At 71.2% G+C, this 16,311-nt stretch carries 15 protein-coding genes; 8 read left to right on the top strand and 7 right to left on the bottom strand.

All coding sequences use genetic code 11. The features are described 5' to 3' along the window. On the bottom strand, positions 1-786 hold a 786-nt coding region (locus ABT300_RS21670; RefSeq protein WP_351678149.1), incomplete at its 3' end, for an IS110 family transposase. A 209-nt stretch (positions 787-995) separates the two neighbouring features. Here ABT300_RS21670 and ABT300_RS21665 point away from each other — a divergent pair. The 5 genes from ABT300_RS21665 (at position 996) to ABT300_RS21645 (ending at position 4,313) form a co-directional block, all read left to right on the top strand. Beyond that, complete coding sequence (locus ABT300_RS21665) at positions 996-1,433, top strand: roadblock/LC7 domain-containing protein (protein WP_351678147.1); 438 nt, start codon at positions 996-998, stop codon at positions 1,431-1,433. 17 nt (positions 1,434-1,450) lie between these two features. Continuing rightward, positions 1,451-1,861 carry a DUF742 domain-containing protein gene (locus ABT300_RS21660; protein WP_351678145.1) on the top strand — a complete coding sequence of 137 codons (411 nt, stop codon included), beginning with the start codon at positions 1,451-1,453 and terminating at the stop codon, positions 1,859-1,861. Between the two features lie 141 nt (positions 1,862-2,002). Continuing rightward, positions 2,003-2,608: a GTP-binding protein gene (locus tag ABT300_RS21655; protein WP_351678143.1), complete on the top strand. Its 606-nt coding sequence runs from the start codon at positions 2,003-2,005 to the stop codon at positions 2,606-2,608. Positions 2,609-2,829: 221 nt separating this feature from the next. Further along, positions 2,830-3,243, top strand: coding sequence for a roadblock/LC7 domain-containing protein (locus tag ABT300_RS21650; protein ID WP_351678141.1), 414 nt, complete (start codon positions 2,830-2,832; stop codon positions 3,241-3,243). Between the two features lie 137 nt (positions 3,244-3,380). Then, complete coding sequence (locus tag ABT300_RS21645; protein ID WP_351678139.1) at positions 3,381-4,313, top strand: DUF6397 family protein; 933 nt, start codon at positions 3,381-3,383, stop codon at positions 4,311-4,313. Between the two features lie 8 nt (positions 4,314-4,321). Here ABT300_RS21645 and ABT300_RS21640 read toward each other — a convergent pair whose 3' ends face one another. Together ABT300_RS21640 and ABT300_RS21635 are read right to left on the bottom strand one after the other, a co-directional pair. Next, positions 4,322-5,188, bottom strand: coding sequence for an acyl-CoA thioesterase (locus ABT300_RS21640; protein ID WP_351678137.1), 867 nt, complete (start codon positions 5,186-5,188; stop codon positions 4,322-4,324). A gap of 67 nt (positions 5,189-5,255) precedes the next feature. Further along, the gene (locus ABT300_RS21635) at positions 5,256-7,769 is read right to left on the bottom strand and encodes a DEAD/DEAH box helicase (protein ID WP_351678135.1); all 2,514 of its coding nucleotides are present in this window, start codon (positions 7,767-7,769) and stop codon (positions 5,256-5,258) included. A 145-nt stretch (positions 7,770-7,914) separates the two neighbouring features. Between ABT300_RS21635 and ABT300_RS21630 the strand changes: the two genes are divergently transcribed. Continuing rightward, a complete protein-coding gene (locus tag ABT300_RS21630) occupies positions 7,915-8,709 on the top strand; it encodes a metal-dependent hydrolase (protein WP_351678133.1) in 795 nt (264 codons plus the stop codon). A gap of 71 nt (positions 8,710-8,780) precedes the next feature. Here the strand turns inward: ABT300_RS21630 and ABT300_RS21625 are convergent, their stop codons facing one another. The 4 genes from ABT300_RS21625 to ABT300_RS21610 all read right to left on the bottom strand — a co-directional run bounded on the left by ABT300_RS21625 (position 8,781) and on the right by ABT300_RS21610 (position 13,546). Continuing rightward, on the bottom strand, positions 8,781-9,038 hold the full coding sequence (locus ABT300_RS21625; RefSeq protein ID WP_057582613.1) for a type B 50S ribosomal protein L31: 258 nt from the start codon (positions 9,036-9,038) through the stop codon (positions 8,781-8,783). Between the two features lie 33 nt (positions 9,039-9,071). After that, complete coding sequence (locus tag ABT300_RS21620; protein ID WP_351678131.1) at positions 9,072-9,542, bottom strand: DUF5709 domain-containing protein; 471 nt, start codon at positions 9,540-9,542, stop codon at positions 9,072-9,074. A 351-nt stretch (positions 9,543-9,893) separates the two neighbouring features. Next, positions 9,894-11,675 carry an ABC transporter ATP-binding protein gene (locus tag ABT300_RS21615; RefSeq protein ID WP_351678129.1) on the bottom strand — a complete coding sequence of 594 codons (1,782 nt, stop codon included), beginning with the start codon at positions 11,673-11,675 and terminating at the stop codon, positions 9,894-9,896. After that, positions 11,672-13,546: an ABC transporter transmembrane domain-containing protein gene (locus tag ABT300_RS21610; RefSeq protein WP_351678127.1), complete on the bottom strand. Its 1,875-nt coding sequence runs from the start codon at positions 13,544-13,546 to the stop codon at positions 11,672-11,674. The genes ABT300_RS21615 and ABT300_RS21610 overlap by 4 nt, the downstream gene beginning before the upstream one ends. A 241-nt stretch (positions 13,547-13,787) precedes the next feature. On the opposite strand from ABT300_RS21610, the gene ABT300_RS21605 reads away from it, so the two are divergent. Next, complete coding sequence (locus ABT300_RS21605) at positions 13,788-14,546, top strand: L,D-transpeptidase family protein (RefSeq protein WP_351678125.1); 759 nt, start codon at positions 13,788-13,790, stop codon at positions 14,544-14,546. A gap of 269 nt (positions 14,547-14,815) precedes the next feature. Continuing rightward, on the top strand, positions 14,816-16,273 hold the full coding sequence (locus tag ABT300_RS21600) for a cation:dicarboxylate symporter family transporter (protein WP_351678123.1): 1,458 nt from the start codon (positions 14,816-14,818) through the stop codon (positions 16,271-16,273). The last annotated feature ends 38 nt before the right edge of the window (positions 16,274-16,311 follow it).

The raw sequence follows: 16,311 nt of genomic DNA, 5'->3' as shown, positions 1-16,311 counted from the left end.
CTCGCGGATCTCCCGGTCGTTGTCCTTGATCCGCTCATCGAGGGCCAGGAGCTGGTGGGCGAGGTCGCAGACCAGTTTGGCGGCCCGCTTCTCGCCGGGCAGGGCGGTCTGCTGGGACTGGGCGGCCTCCACAGCCTTGGCCGCGACGTTCGAGGCCCCGCGGACCTTGCGCCGCTCCAGCCAGGTGGTCAGGCGCTTGGCGCCGATCCGTCGCAGGGCGGCCGGGGTCTGGTACTCGGCAAGCATGACGACGGGGCCCTTGGCCGCGGAGTAGTCGAAGGTTCGTTCCAGGGCGGGACAGATCCCGACCAGCATGTCGCGGAGCCGGTTGATCAGCCGGACACGGTCGGCGATCAGGTCAGCGCGGTGGTTCGTCAGCAGTTGAAGGGTGGAGACCAGCTCCGGGGGTGTTTCCAGCGGCGCGAAGTCCCGGCGCATGCGTGCCTGGTCGGCGATGACCTTCGCGTCCTTGGCGTCAGTCTTGGCCTCTCCACGGTATGCGCCGGACATCCGGTTCACGGTGCGTCCGGGCACGTAGACGACCCGCTGGCCGTTGGCGACGAGCAGGGCCAACAGCAGGGTGGAGGCCCGGCCGCTGACGTCCACCGCCCACCGCACCTCGTCGGCCCTCTCGCAAGCGGTCTCGATGAGCGTGAGGATCTGGGCTTCGTCGTTGATCACCTTCGTCGAGAACAGGGTCTCGCCGTCGGCATCCACCGCCACCGCCCAGTGATGCCCTTTGCCGGCATCGACGCCGACCCATATCCGCTTGTGAGACGTGCTCAAGCCTGTCGTTCCGTTCCCTTCGGACCAGCATTTCCGTGGTCCGAAGAACACCCCGCCGACAGGTCCTTAAGCAGCGATGACCGCAGTTCTCAATCAGTGGTCGGAGCGTCCCGAAGGACCGGGCGGCCATTCTCCTTGAGCCATCAGCGGCAACCTCGCATCAGCCACACCCGGTCCTCCCGGACCGCCAACATTCTTAAGGACCACGCATGATCCAGGATCCGAGCATGAGGTCCGCCCAGCGGTCCGGCGAACTCGACTGGCTGCTGGACGACCTGGTGATGCGTGTGAGCGAGGTACGGCACGCGGTGGTGCTGTCCAACGACGGACTCGCCGTCGGCGCCTCCACCGACCTCAGACGCGAGGACGCCGAACACCTCGCCGCCGTCGCCTCCGGCTTCCACAGCCTCGCCAAGGGGGCGGGCCGCCATTTCGGCGCCGGCGGCGTACGCCAGACCATGGTGGAGATGGACGACGGCTTCCTGTTCGTGGCCGCCGCCGGCGACGGCTCCTGCCTGGCCGTGCTCACCGCCGTGACCGCCGACATCGGCTTGGTCGCATACGAGATGGCACGGCTGGTCAAGCGCGTCGGAGAGCACCTCTACACGCCCCCGCGCCTCGCCGCGCGGCCGCCCTCCGTCGGATGAGGCGAGAGTCCGCGCCGATGACCGAGGACATGACCGGCGCCCCGCACCGACCGGGCAGCCAGTGGTTCGACACCGACGCCGGCCCGCTCGTCCGCCCGTACGCCATGACGGGCGGACGGACGAAACCCGGCCCCACGGGAGTGCGCTTCGACCTGATCGCCCTGGTCACCCTGGATCCGGGCGCGCCCGGCACGGACGGCCTGGCGATCGGACCGGAGCACCGTGCCCTCGTCGGTCTCTGCCGGGAGGAGACCCAGTCCGTCGCGGAACTCGCGGCCGGCGCCGACCTGCCCGTGGGCGTCGTCCGGGTGCTCCTCGGCGATCTGCTGGAACTGGGCTGCGTCACCGTCAGCCGCCCGGTCCCGCCCGCGCAGCTTCCCGACGAACGGATCCTGCGCGAGGTGATCGCAGGGCTGCGTGCCCTGTAGACGAACCTCTCCGACCCGTCCGCAGGCGCGCACGACCCGCGACGCCTCACCCCCTGTATCGCGCCTCCTTCCCACCTCGCATCCTCCGTTCGGCGTCGACCATGGCCGACGCCCCGGACCTGATCCCGAGAGAAGTGATCCATGGTCTCCGAGCACTCCGACACCGCCGATGGCGAGTCGGCCCCGATGGCGTTGAAGATTCTGGTCGCCGGCGGGTTCGGCGTGGGCAAGACCACCATGGTGGGCGCGGTCAGCGAGATCAAACCGCTGCGCACCGAGGAACTGCTCAGCCAGGCGGGCCAGTCGGTGGACGACACCGACGGCGTGGACCAGAAGGTCACGACCACCGTCGCCATGGACTTCGGCCGGATCACCATCCGTTCCGGCCTCTCCCTCTACCTGTTCGGCACTCCGGGGCAGGACCGCTTCTGGTTCCTGTGGGACGAACTGTCCCAGGGGGCACTGGGCGCGGTGGTGCTGGCCGACACCCGACGGCTCGAGGACTGCTTCCCCGCGGTCGACTACTTCGAGCACCGGCACATTCCGTTCGTCGTGGCCGTCAACTGCTTCACGGGCACGCGCACCTACGGCGCCCGGGACGTGTCGCGCGCGCTCGACCTCGACGCGGGCACCCCGGTCGTCCTGTGCGACGCCCGTGACCGCGACTCGGGCAAGGAGGTGCTGATCCGGCTGGTCGAGTACGCCGGGCGGATGCACACCGCCCGCCTGCTCGACTCCGTCAGCTGACCTCGGCGTCGGCCGCGGGGCCGGCCCGCGATGCCCTGCGCCGCGCGAGGAAGGGCCGACTCCCGCTGTCCCACGCCGTGGTGGACGTCGACTTCTGCGCCATGCCGCCGTCCTCCTTGCTCCGGCGGCGCTCCCTCAGGAAGGGTGATGGGCGGGTCCTCCGGCTCTCCGGAGGACCGCAGGGGACGGCATACGGGAAATGTCACACGGGGAGTGGGGACATGGCGGGCAACCAGGGAATGGGCCGGCTGCTGGACGATCTGGCCGAGCGCGTCGACCACGTACGACACGCGCTCGTTCTGTCCGACGACGGGCTGGTGGCGGGCGCGAGCACCGGAATGCGCCGGGAGGACGCGGAGCACCTCGCCGCCGTCGCGTCCGGCCTGCACAGCCTGGCCAAGGGCTCGGGACGGCACTTCGGGGCGGGCCGGGTACGGCAGACGATGATCGAGTTCGATGACGCGGTGCTGTTCGTCACCGCGGCGGGAGCCGGGAGTCGTCTGTGCGTGCTCAGCGGCGTGGACGCCGACATGGGACGGGTCGCCTACGAGATGACCCTGCTCGTCAACTGGGTCGGCGAACACCTCACCCTGGACGCCCGGCACCCTGACCGCACCCCCCTCACAGACATCTGACCTGCACTTTCGTCCTTCCCTCCGGAGTTATCCACAGGCCGCCACGGAATCGGCGTCCGCGGGTACGGTTTTTTCCGGGGCCACCGCCGACGGCGCGGGCCCGCTTCGCTCCACTCACTCCACGGGGGAGATCCGTCATGTCCGTGAACACCGTCGCCCGCCTGCACTCCACATCACTCGCGCCCGGTCGCGCGGCACGCGAACTGAGCCTGAAACGCGCTGAGTTCGACCTCGGCGTACACCTCGGGCGCATCAGGACGACACCCGACGAAGGGGGAGGGGGCCGTCGGGTGCCCCGCGCCGAGATCGACCGCCTGCGCGCGGAACCCGGCTTTCCCGAGACTCTCCGGCAACGGGTGCACGCCGTGGGCACCGGCGAGGGCGCGGCGATCCTGGAAGTGCCGCCCACCCGGTTCACCCGTCTCGCACGGGTCGGACTGGTGGTGCCGGTCAGGTTCTACCTCAACCGGTACCGGGCTGTCGTATGGCTGTATCTCGCCGAAGAACTGCGGCAGTTCGCGGCCGACCGGACGAACGCCTTTCTGCTCACGGGGCGGACGCCCGAGGTGCTGCGCAGCCAGCTGGCCGCAGGCGTCGACCTGCGGCCCCGGAACTGGCGGGGACGCCATCTGGGCTTCCTGCTCCGGCAGACCGACGACCCCTGGCAGCGCGCCGGAACGCTGGCGGCCTTCCTCGGCCCGCCGCACGTCGCGGAGATCGTGGACGACTCCTACGAGCGCGCGCACCTGAACAGGTTCCGGCCCGCGCCGCCGGCGCACGGAGCCCCGGGCTCGCCGGCCGCCCAGCTCATCGAGAAGATCATGACCGCGCAGGACCGCGACGAGATCGACTGGCTGAGCGCCGACCTGGCGAACACCCTGGCCGAAGCCCGCGCGGCACAGCCCGCGCCGCACCCCTTCCCGAAGCCCGTCCGGCGCCGCCCGTCACCGCGATACGCCCGACCGGACGCACCGGACGCACCGGATGTCTACGACCAGCCGGACGCATCCGACGAGCCGAACCCGTCGGCACGCGGCCTGTTCGGCTGGCTGCGCCGCCGCGGCGGCTGAGGCCCGGCCTACAGCGCCCGGAAGAGACCTTCCTGGACGACGGACACCAGCAGCCGCCCCTCCAGGTCGTAGATGCGGCCCCGGGCCAGCCCACGTCCACCCGTGGCGATCGGCGACTCCTGGTCGTACAGGAACCACTCGTCCGCGCGGAACGGCCGATGGAACCACATCGCGTGGTCCAGCGACGCCATGTCGAAGTTCCGCGGACCCCACAACGGCTCCACCGGGAGGCGGACCGCGTCGAGCAGCGTCATGTCGCTGGCGTAGGTGAGCGCGCAGGTGTGGACGAGCGGGTCGTCGCCGAGCGGCCCGACCGCACGCATCCACACGGCGCTGCGCGGCTCGGCCCCCTTGACGTCGTCGGCGCTCCAGCGCAGCCGGTCCGCGTACCGGATGTCGAAGGGCTGACGGCGTGCCATCCGCTCCAACTGCTCCGGCAGCTCACCCAGATGCGTCCGGACCTCGTCCGTGACGGTCGGCAGCGACTCCGGGTCCGGCACCTCGCGCGCCGGCGGCAGCTGGTGCTCGAAGGGACCTTCCTCAGGCCGATGAAAGGAGGCGGTGAGATTGAAGATCGTCCGCCCTTGCTGCACCGCGGTGACCCGGCGGGTCGTGAACGACCGGCCGTCGCGCACCCGTTCCACCTGGTACACGATGGGGACGCCAGGCCGGCCCGGACGCAGGAAGTACGCGTGCAGCGAGTGCACGGGCCGGTCGCCCTCGGTGGTCCGGCCGGCCGCGACCAGCGCCTGGCCGGCCACCTGGCCGCCGAAGACCCGTTGGAGGGACTCGTGCGGGCTGCGGCCCCGGAAGATGTTGACCTCGATCTGCTCCAGGTCCAGCAGGTCGACGAGCCTCTCGGCCGGATTCGTCATCGGTGTGCTTCTCCTGTGCCCTTTGCTGTGCCTGGTCCGGTTCCCGCGGCGGTGGCCGCCGCTGCGCTCACAACTGGCCGACGGACGTGACGCGGACGACCGCGCGGCCCTCCGCGTCGGAGGCCGTGAGGTCGACCTCCGCGCTGATGCCCCAGTCGTGGTCGTCGTTCGGGTCGTCGAAGATCTGACGGACGCGCCACAGCGCGTTCTGCGGCTCCTCCTCGATGACGAGCAGTTTGGGACCCCGCGCGTCGGGGCCGGTGCCGAGGTCGTCGTACTCGTCCCAGTACTTGTCCATCGCCTCGCCCCAGGCGTCGGCGTCCCAGCCGGCGTCCGCGTCCAGCTCGCCCAGTTCGGCGACGTGATCGAGGGCGGCGAGCTCGACACGGCGGAACATCGCGTTGCGGACCAGGACCCGGAAGGCGCGCGCGTTCGCGGTGACCGGCTTGACCTCGTCGGCCTTCTCCTGCGCCTCCTCGGCCGTCATCTCCGCCGGGTTGGCGAGCTGCTCCCACTCGTCCAACAGGCTCGAGTCCACCTGGCGCACCATCTCGCCCAGCCACGCGATCAGGTCCTGCAAATCCTCGGACTTCAGATCGTCCGGGACGGTGTGGTCGAGGGCCTTGAAGGCGCCGGCCAGGTACCGCAGGACGATGCCCTCGGTGCGCGCCAGCTCGTAGTGGGAGACCAGCTCGGTGAACGACATCGCCCGCTCGTACATGTCACGGATGACGGACTTCGGCGACAGCGGATGGTCGCCCACCCACGGGTGACTCCTGCGGTAGGTGTCGTACGCGTGGAAGAGCAGTTCCTCCAGCGGCTTCGGGTACGAGACGTCCTGCAGGCGCTCCATGCGCTCCTCGTACTCGACGCCGTCCGCCTTCATCGCGGCCACCGCCTCACCGCGCGCCTTGTTCTGCTGGGCGGCCAGGATCTGGCGAGGGTCGTCCAGCGTGGACTCCACGACGGAGACCATGTCGAGGGCGTAGGAGGGCGACTCGGGGTCCAGCAGCTCGAAGGCCGCCAGCGCGAAGGTGGACAGCGGCTGGTTCAGCGCGAAGTCCTGCTGCAGATCCACGGTGAGACGGACGATACGGCCGGAGGCGTCCGGCTCGTCGAGCTTCTCCACGACGCCGCCGTCCAGCAACGACCGGTAGATCGCGATGGCGCGCCGGATGTGCCGCAGTTGCTGCTTGCGCGGCTCGTGGTTGTCCTCCAGCAGATGCCGCATCGCCGCGAAGGCGTTCCCGGGGCGGGCGATCACGGACAGCAGCATCGTGTGCGTCACCCGGAAGCGCGACGTCAGCGGTTCCGGGTCGGACTCGATGAGCTTGTCGAAGGTGCTCTCCGTCCAGCCCACGAATCCTTCCGGCGCCTTCTTGCGCACCACCTTGCGGCGCTTCTTCGGGTCGTCGCCGGCCTTGCTGAGCGCCTTCTCGTTCTCGATGACGTGCTCGGGCGCCTGCGCCACCACCAGCCCCGCCGTGTCGAACCCGGCCCGGCCGGCCCGGCCCGCGATCTGGTGGAACTCACGGGCCCGCAGAGTGCGCACCCGGTTCCCGTCGTACTTGGTCAGGGCGGTGAACAGCACCGTGCGGATGGGCACGTTGACGCCGACGCCGAGCGTGTCGGTACCGCAGATGACCTTCAGCAGACCGGCCTGCGCGAGCTTCTCCACCAGGCGCCGGTACTTCGGCAGCATGCCGGCGTGGTGCACGCCGATGCCGTGCCGCACGTAACGCGAGAGGTTCTGGCCGAACTTGGTGGTGAAGCGGAAGTTGCCGATGAGATCGGCGATCCGTTCCTTCTCCTCACGCGAGCACATGTTGATGCTCATCAGCGCCTGCGCCCGCTCCACTGCCTGTGCCTGGGTGAAGTGCACGATGTACACGGGCGCCTGCCGGGTGTCCAGCAGGTCGGTGAGGGTCTCTGTCATCGGCGTGTAGCGGTACTCGTAGGACAGCGGCACGGGCCGGGTCGCCGAGCGGACCACCGCCGTGGGGCGGCCGGTGCGCCGGTTGAGGTCCTTCTCGAAGAAGGACACGTCGCCCAGGGTCGCCGACATGAGCACGAACTGCGCCTGCGGCAGTTCCAGGATGGGGATCTGCCAGGCCCAGCCGCGGTCGCCCTCGGCGTAGAAGTGGAACTCGTCCATGACGACCTGGCCGACGTCCGCCTGCTTGCCGTCGCGCAGCGCGATCGAGGCGAGCACCTCGGCGGTGCAGCAGATGACCGGGGCGTCGGAGTTCACGGACGCGTCGCCGGTCAGCATGCCGACGTTCTCCGTGCCGAAGATCTTGCACAGCTCGAAGAACTTCTCCGACACGAGGGCCTTGATCGGAGCCGTGTAGAAGGTGACCTCGTCACGGGCGAGGGCCGCGAAGTGCGCCGCCGCGGCGATCATGCTCTTGCCGGAGCCGGTGGGCGTCGAGACGATCACGTTCGCCCCGGAGACCACCTCGATCAGCGCCTCCTCCTGGTGGGGGTAGAGCGCCAGACCGCGCTCCTGCGCCCAGGACTCGAAGGCGTCGTACAGGGCGTCGGGATCTGCGGTCGGCGGCAGCTGATCGATGAGGGTCACGACCCCATCTTGCCTGCCCCCGGTCCGCAGAGGGGAATCGGCTCCCGACCCCAAGATCATGGCAGCTACGCTGTGTCGCCGACGGAGCGTCATCGCACCCGGTCAACTGGACAGCGGTACACGAGGGATAGGGCGGGCAAGGGCCATGATGGGACCAGCACACTCACTGTCGGGCGCCGCCGCCTGGCTCGGCGTCGGTGCGGCCGCGGCCGCGGCCGGGCACACGATGCCCTGGCCCGTCCTGCTCGCCGGTGCGCTGATCTGCGCCGGCGCCGCGCTCGCGCCGGATCTCGACCACAAGGCCGCCACCATCTCCCGGTCCTTCGGTCCCGTCTCGCGCTGGCTGTGCGAGATCGTCGACAAGCTCTCCTACGCCGTCTACAAGTCCACGCGGAAGCAGGGCGACCCGCGTCGCTCCGGCGGGCACCGCACGCTCACGCACACCTGGCTGTGGGCGGTCATGATCGGCGCGGGCGCCTCGGCGCTGGCGATCACCGGTGGCCGCTGGGCGGTGCTGGGGCTCCTCTTCGTGCACATGGTGCTGGCCATCGAGGGCCTGCTGTGGCGGGCCGCCCGGGGGTCCAGCAGCGACGTCCTGGTGTGGCTGCTCGCAGCGACCAGCGCGTGGATCCTGGCCGGCGTGCTGGACAAGCCCGGAAACGGCGCGGACTGGCTGTTCGACCAGCCCGGCCAGGAGTACCTGTGGCTGGGGCTGCCCATCGTGCTCGGCGCGCTGGTCCACGACATCGGCGACGCCTTGACCGTCTCGGGCTGTCCGGTGCTGTGGCCCATCCCGATCGGGCGCAAGCGTTGGTACCCGATCGGGCCGCCCAAGGCGATGCGGTTCCGGGCGGGCAGCTGGATCGAGCTGAAGGTGCTGATGCCCGTGTTCATGGTGCTCGGGGGAGTGGGCGGGGCTGCTGCCCTGAACTACATCTGATCCGCGGCTCCGCCGTGACGGACGGTCGGGGCACGCGCCGGGGAGCCGGCGCCGGCGCAGGCTCCGTCCGCTCAGGTCATCTCGCCGCCGTCGCCGTAACGTCGCTCGAAGCGTGCGACGCGCCCCTCGGTGTCCACGGTGCGCGACTTGCCGGTGTAGAAGGGGTGGCTCTCCGAGGAGATCTCCACGTCCACCACCGGGTAGGTCTCGCCGTCGTCCCATTCGATCGTCTGCTCGCTGGTCGCGGTGGACCGGGTCAGGAAGGCGTAGCCGGCGGTGCGGTCGCGGAAGACGACCGGGTGGTAGTCGGGCTGCTGGTCCTGCTGCATGAGCACTCCTCGTGCGATGGCGATGGGCGGGGGTCAGCCGGACAGGGCGTCCTCGTCGACGATGTGCATCGCGGCCTCCTCCGCCGACGCGGCCGCCCCGTCGATGCCCACGTCCGTGGCGACCAGCGCGCTCTCCTCGTCCTCGTGGGCTCCCTCGTCGGGTGCCACGAGCCGGCCGGAGCGTGCTGCTCCGACCTCGTTGTCGAGGAGTTCCCCGTCAGTGCCGTCGCAGTCGCCCAACCCGTCACCGTCGGGTACGCCGAGGTCGGGGCGCTCCTCCGCCAGCCGCTGGTCCAGGGTCTCCCCCCGGTGGCGCTCCGCGGCGGTCACCCCGGCGTGCTCCACGGCCCAGGGCCGGTCCGGAGGGGACCAGCCGCGGTCGAGCGGGTCGTCGACACCGTCGTCCTCCAGGGTGTCCTCCGCGTCGAGCAGCCCCGCGTCGTCCTGGATGTCGGACGAGTCGGGCTGGTAGACGTCGTCTCCCCATCCGTCGGCGCTGGTCACGGCTACCTCCAGGGGGTGACGGGCCCGTTCTCACCGCGGTCGGCGACGGGCTGCCGCCGCACGGGGCACCGGCCGGTCTCGTCGTGTCTTTCCGGATGGATCCCGACGGTCGCCCGCACGGGTGCCGGTATCCAGCGTTCCACCCCTGATCGGTTCCCCGCAACGCCAGAGCGCTCACCGAGCCGCCGTCGCCGCGGCGACTCCCCGCGGGCGGCGGGCCCGCGACCGGCGAGCGCCGGTGCGGGACCCCGCGTCGTCAGCGAGGACGGAACCGGTGGCGCTGCCCGCCCCGGCAGCACGGGCCGGTCCCCTTACCGCGACCGCGGTCCGGCAGGCGCGGCGGGCGGCTCCTCAGCCGTGCCACGAACGCCACAGGGCCGCGTAGGCCCCGTCCGCTGCGACCAGCTCCGTATGGCTGCCGAGCTCGCTGATCCGGCCGTTCTCGACGACGGCGATGACGTCGGCGTCGTGGGCGGTGTGCAGCCGGTGGGCGATGGCGACCACGGTGCGGCCCTCGAGGACACGGGCCAGGGACCGCTCGAGGTGGCGTGCGGCGCGGGGGTCGAGCAGCGAGGTCGCCTCGTCCAGGACGAGCGTGTGCGGATCGGCCAGCACCAGCCGGGCCAGTGCGATCTGCTGGGCCTGCGCCGGAGTGAGCAGCGCGCCGCCGGAGCCGACCTCGGTGTCGAGACCGTCGTCCAGGGCCCGCGCCCAGCCGTCCGCGTCCACGGCGCCCAGGGCCGCCCACAGTTCGGCGTCCTCGGCGCCGGTGCGGGCGAGCCGGAGGTTGTCGCGCAGGGAGCCGACGAAGACGTGGTGCTCCTGGTTGACGAGCGCCACGTGCGAGCGGACGCGTTCGGCGGTCATCTGCGACAGCTCGGCGCCGCCCAGGGTGATCCGGCCGTCGCGGGGCGCGTAGATCCCGGCGAGCAGCCGGCCCAAGGTGGACTTCCCCGCGCCGGACGGGCCGACCAGGGCCAGCCGGGTGCCGGGGGAGACCTCGAGGGACACCTTGCGCAGCACGTCGACGCCCTCCCGGTAGCCGAAGTGGACCTGGTCCGCGAGCACGTCGCGCCCGTCCGGCGCCACCCCGGTGTCCCCGGCGTCCGGCTCGATGTCGCGCACCCCGACGAGGCGCGCCAGCGACACCTGGGCCACCTGGAGCTCGTCGTACCAGCGCAGGATGAGGTTCACGGGGTCGACGAGCATCTGCGCCAGCAGCGCGCCCGTCGTGAGCTGACCGACGTCGATCCAGCCCTGCAGCACGAACGCCCCGCCGAGCATGAGGACCGAGCCGAGCACGGTGACGTGCACCATGTTGATCACCGGGAAGAGCACGGACCGCAGCCACAGCGTGTAGCGCTCCCATGCCGTCCACTGCTTGATGCGCTGCTCCGAAAGAGCGATGCGGCGCTCGCCGAGGCGGTGTGCCTCGACCGTCCTGCCCGCGTCCACGGTCTCGGCGAGGGCGGCGGCCACCGACGCGTAGCCGGCGGCCTCGGAGCGGTAGCCGGCGGGCGCCCGCTTGTAGTACCAGCGGCATCCCACCACCAGCAGCGGCACCGCGATCAGCACCGCCGGCGCCAGCGGCGGCGAGGTGACCACGAGCCCGCCGAGCAGCAGCAGGGCCCACATCACACCGATCGTCAGCTGGGGCACGGCCTCCCGCATCGCGTTGGCCAGCCGGTCGATGTCCGTGGTGATGCGGGACAGCAGGTCGCCCGTGCCGGCTCGCTCCAGCACGCCCGGCGGCAGCCGGACCGACCGGACGAGGAAGTCCTCGCGCAGGTCGGCCAGCATCCGTTCGCCGAGCATCGCGCCGCGCAGCCGCACCTGGCGGACGAAGGCGGCCTGGACGGCCAGGGCGAGCACGAACAGGGTTGCGGTGAGCCCGAGGTGCAGTTCTCGTGCTCCCTCCGACAGCCGCTCCACCGTGTCGCCGAGCAGCCAGGGGCCCACCATGGAGTCGACCGTGGCGATCGTGTTGACGAGCAGGAGGAGCAGGAAGGCGCGCCGGTGCCGGCGCAAGAGTTCGGCCACGTAAGCGCGCACGGTCGCGGGCGCCCCGACGGGCAGGGTGTTCGCCGTCGTCGGTGCTGCCGGGTCGTAGGCGGGCGGCGCCACGCCGATCATGCCGTCTCCTCGATCTCTTCCAGCCGGTCGCATGCGAGCTCGTCGGCTTCCAGGTCCTTCAACACATCGTTCAGGGAGGACTTCTCCGTCTTCGGAGCTCCGTCCGCCAGGGAATCGGGGCCCGTTCCCCCGGCGGCCTCCTCGTCGGTCTCCCGGGTCACCACGGCCCGGTACCGGGGCTCGGAGTGCAACAGCTCCCGGTGCGCTCCGCTCGCGACGGCTTCGCCCTCGTGCACGAGCACGACCCGGTCGGCGCGGTCCAGCAGCAGCGGAGAGGAGGTGAACACGACGGTCGTGCGTCCCTCGCGCAGGTCGCGCATGCTCTCCGCGATCCGGGCCTCGGTGTGCGAGTCGACGGCGGAGGTCGGCTCGTCCAGGACGAGGACCTCGGGGTCCGTGTACAACGACCGGGCGAGGGCGAGGCGTTGGCGCTGCCCGCCGGACAGGGACCGGCCGCGTTCGGTGATGCGGGCGTCCATCGGGTCGTCGGCGTCGAGCGAGCCCTGGACCAGTGCGTCGAGGACGTCGCCGCACTGGGCCGCGGCCAGTGCGGCCCGCGCGTCGACCGCGCCGGAGGCGGGCACGTCGAGCAGGTCGCGCAGCGCGCCGGACAGCAGCACGGGGTCCTTGTCCTGGACGAGGACGACCGAACGCGCGCAGTCCAGCGGCAGTTCGTCCAGCGGCACGCCGCCGAGGAGGACCGACGGGCCGTTCTCCGGGGGATGCCCGCCGAGACGTTCTGCCAGTCGTCCGGCCGCGTCCGGGTCGCCGCACACCACCGCGGTCAGCTGTGAGGCCGGGGCGAGGAGCCCGGTGACGGGGTCGTACAGGTCGCCCGCGGGGGCCTCGGCCGGACGCGATCCGCCGGTGTTCCCGGTCCGCTCCAGGGACAGCACGCGCGCCGCCCGGGTCGCGGACGGACGGGAGAAGGAGTACGCCATCGCGATCTCCTCGAAGTGCCTGAGCGGGTAGGTCAGGACCATCACGGAGCTGTAGACCGTGACGAGTTCGCCGACGGAGATGCGGCCCTCCCGGGCCAGGTCGACGCCGTGGACGACGACCGCGATCAACAGCAGGCCCGGCATCAGCACCTGGATGGCGCTGATCAGCGACCACATGCGCGCACTGCGCACGGCCGCGTGCCGGACCTCCTGCGAGGCGCTGCGGTAGCGGTCGAGGAACAGTTCCTCGCCGCCGATGCCGCGCAGCACGCGCAGGCCGGCCACGGTGTCCGAGGCGAGTTCGGTGGCTCGTCCGGCCTTCTCGCGCTGGAAGTCCGCCCGCTGAGTCGCCTTGGGCAGCAGGGGCAGGACGGCCAGGGCCAGAGCGGGCAGGCCCACGGCGACCACGATGCCGAGCGCCGGCTGGTAGACGACGAGGCCGACGCAGACCAGCAGCACCGTGATCGCCGCGGCGGTGAAGCGGGACACGGCCTCCACGAACCAGCCGATCTTCTCGACGTCGCCCGTGGAGACCGCCACGACCTCCCCGGCGGCGACGCGCCGGGTCAGCGCGGAGCCGAGGTGTGAGGCCTTGTGGGCGAGCAACTGCTGGACCCGTGCGGCGGCCGTGATCCAGTTGGTGACGGCGGCGCGGTGCAGGAAGGTGTCGCCGATCGCGGTGGCGGCGCCGCACAGGGCCATCACCCCGCCGGTGAGGGCCAGTCGGGTTCCGGAGCGGTCGACCACGGCCTCGATGGCGAAGCCGACGCAGAACGGCTGCGCGGAGACGGCGACGAAGTGCAGCAGGCCCCAGAGCAGGGCCTTGAGCTGGCCGCCCAGCTGGTTGCGGCCGAGCCACCACAGGAAGCGGGGGCCCGATCGTACGTCCGGCACGCCCGGGTCGGGATACGGAAGGTCTTGGATCTGCATGACGTCCCAGTGGCTCGAGTCAGAGGGGGAGATGAGGGCGGAGGCGGGGGAGGAGGGGGCAACCGGCAAGGCGACGGACGGGTTTGCGGGAAGCGGCAGCAAACCGTGCAAGGTTGACGGCGCGGGGTGGTCGGATTCAACCGGTTTTCCGCGACGGCGACAGAATCCGGCAGCCGTCCGATGGGGTCATGATGTCCGTAAGCCTCCCCGAAAGTCTGGAAAGCGATGCGAGCATGGCCCGATGCGACTTGGTGAAGTGCGGCGCACGGGAGCCGCCTTGGCGGTCTGCGCTCTCCTGCTCGCGGCGTCGGCCGCCTGCGGCGAACCGACCGGCGCCGTGCGGTTCGGCGGGAACGGGGGCGACGGGAGCGGCGGCGGTGGCGGCGGTGGCGGTGACGTGCCGCCGAAGGCGACGGCCGCGCCCCGGATCCCCGGCGTCGGCGACCGGTTGCAGCGGCGGATTCCCGCGGGCGCGCGTCAGGTCGTGGCGGTCTACGGCGACGGGAGGGACTCCGCCGACTCCACCGTCGTCCTCTACGCCGAGCATGGCCCGAACTGGGTGCGCGTCAGAAGCTGGCCGGGGCACAACGGCAAGAAGGGGTGGGCCCTCGGGCACCGGGCCGGCGACAACCGCAGTCCGGTCGGCGTGTTCACCCTCACCGACGCGGGCGGCGTCCTGGTCGACCCGGGGAGCAGGCTTCCGTACACGCGGTCCGCCTCATTCGCGGCGCCGCGATGGTGGGCGCGCTCGCACTGGCACGACTTCGACTACGTCATCGCCATCGACTACAACCGCGTCAAGGGCTCCCCGCCCGACGATCCGAGGCGGCCCGAGGGCGAGGAGAGGGGCGGCGGCATCTGGCTGCACATGGACCACGGGAGCGGCACGTCGGCCTGCGTCAGCCTGCCGAAGGCCGGCATGGAGTACCTGTTGCGCACGCTCGACCCGGATCGGCATCCCGTGGTGGTCATGGGGGACAGGGTCACGTTGAAGGCGTAGCGCCTCTGGCGCAGAAGCGGCCGTACGGCTCCATGAGCTGCCGCGACGGCCGACCGGCGGCGCGGGGAGGGGGTGCTGACGGGGGATCACCCGGGCCTCTGGTCGGGCTTCGTGCGAGGCGTCAGGGGTGACGGGATTTACAGATTGGCAACACGGGGGTCTTGTGCGCTGTCGGCATGGCCTCCAAAGTGAGCGCTACGGAATTCACTTTCCGTATCGCAGAAGTCCCCGTTCCTGCTTCTGTGTCGTCGCGCCCCCTAGGAGTGCCTGTGCCGCCGTCCGTCCCGTCCCCGTCGCGACGCGTCGCTCGCATACTGCGTACCTCGCTCTTCGCGCAGGTCGCCTGCGCGCTCGTGCTCGGCGTCGCCGTCGGAAAACTCTGGCCCGACGTGGCCATGGACCTGCAGCCGCTCGGCGACGGTTTCACACGGCTGATCAAGACGATCATCTCGCCCCTGGTGTTCTGCGTGGTCGTCGTCGGCATCGCCAAGGCCGGCGACCTGAAGGCGTTCGGCCGGATCGGGCTCAAGGCGCTGATCTGGTTCGAGGTCGCGAGCACGGTCGCCCTGCTGATCGGGCTGCTGGCCGCCAACGTCGTCCGGCCCGGCGTGGGCATGAACGTCGACCCGGCCACGCTCGACGCCTCGGCGGTGGACGCCAAGACGGGCGGCGGCTCGCTGCCCACGACCACCGAGTTCGTCCTGCACTCGCTGCCCACCAGCTTCGTCGGCGCGTTCGCGGAGAACTCACTGCTCCAAGTGCTCATCCTGGCCTGTCTGGTGGGCGCCGCGCTGCTGCACCTCGGTCACACCAAGGTGCCCCAGGTGCTGCCGGCCGTCGAGCAGGCGCAGGAGATCATCTTCGCGATCGTCGGCTTCGTCATGCGGCTCGCGCCGATCGCCGTCTTCGGCGCGATGGCCGTCCTGATCGGCAACTACGGCCTCGGCGTGATCGAGACCTACGGCAAGCTGATCATCCTGTGCTACGCGGCCGCGGCCCTGTTCGTCGTGCTGCTGGCGGTCGCCCTGCGTCTGGTCACCGGGCTGAGCCTGTGGAAGTTCCTGCGCTACATCCGCGAGGAACTGCTGCTCGCGCTCGGCACGGCCTCCACCGAGTCCGTGATGCCGCGCGTGATGCAGAAGCTGCGCAGGGCGGGCGCCCGCGAGGACGCCGTGGGCCTGGTGCTGCCGACGGGGTACTCCTTCAACCTCGACGGTGCGTCGCTGTATCTGTCCATCGGCACGCTGTTCATCGCCCAGGCGGTCGGCGTGGACCTCAGCCTGAGTCAGCAGATCACCGTGGTCCTGGTTCTGATGCTCACCAGCAAGGGCATGGCCGGCATTCCCGGGTCGGCCTTCCTCGCCCTGTCCGCGACCGCCTCCTCGCTGGGGGCCATCCCGGCCGGCGCCGTGGCCCTGTTGCTGGGCGTCGACCGCATCATGGACTCGATGCGCGTCGTCACCAACCTCCTCGGCAACTGTGTGGCCGTCTTCGCGGTCTCCCGCTGGGAGGGCGCGCTGGACGTGGAGCGGGCGAAGAAGGTCCTGGACGGCGAGGTCGCCGCCGAAGCCCAGGAGGAACCGGGGGAGCCCGAGACGCCGGAAGGCGCGGCGAGCCCGGCAGGTCCGGTGAGTCCGTCGCTCGCCGTGAGCCCGGAGGCGGCCGAAGTCCCGGTCGTGGTCGTCCCTCCGCGGCTCGGCAAGGAAGCCGCCGCCGAGAACAGCTGACGCACGGCTACGGCGGCTCCGCCACGGGCCGCGTCCGC

The sequence above is a fragment of the Streptomyces sp. NPDC001027 genome (assembly GCF_040299045.1).
Classification (GTDB): domain Bacteria; phylum Actinomycetota; class Actinomycetes; order Streptomycetales; family Streptomycetaceae; genus Streptomyces.
Note: the sequence above shows the minus strand (reverse complement) of the source record. Positions and strands in the feature narration are given on the sequence as shown.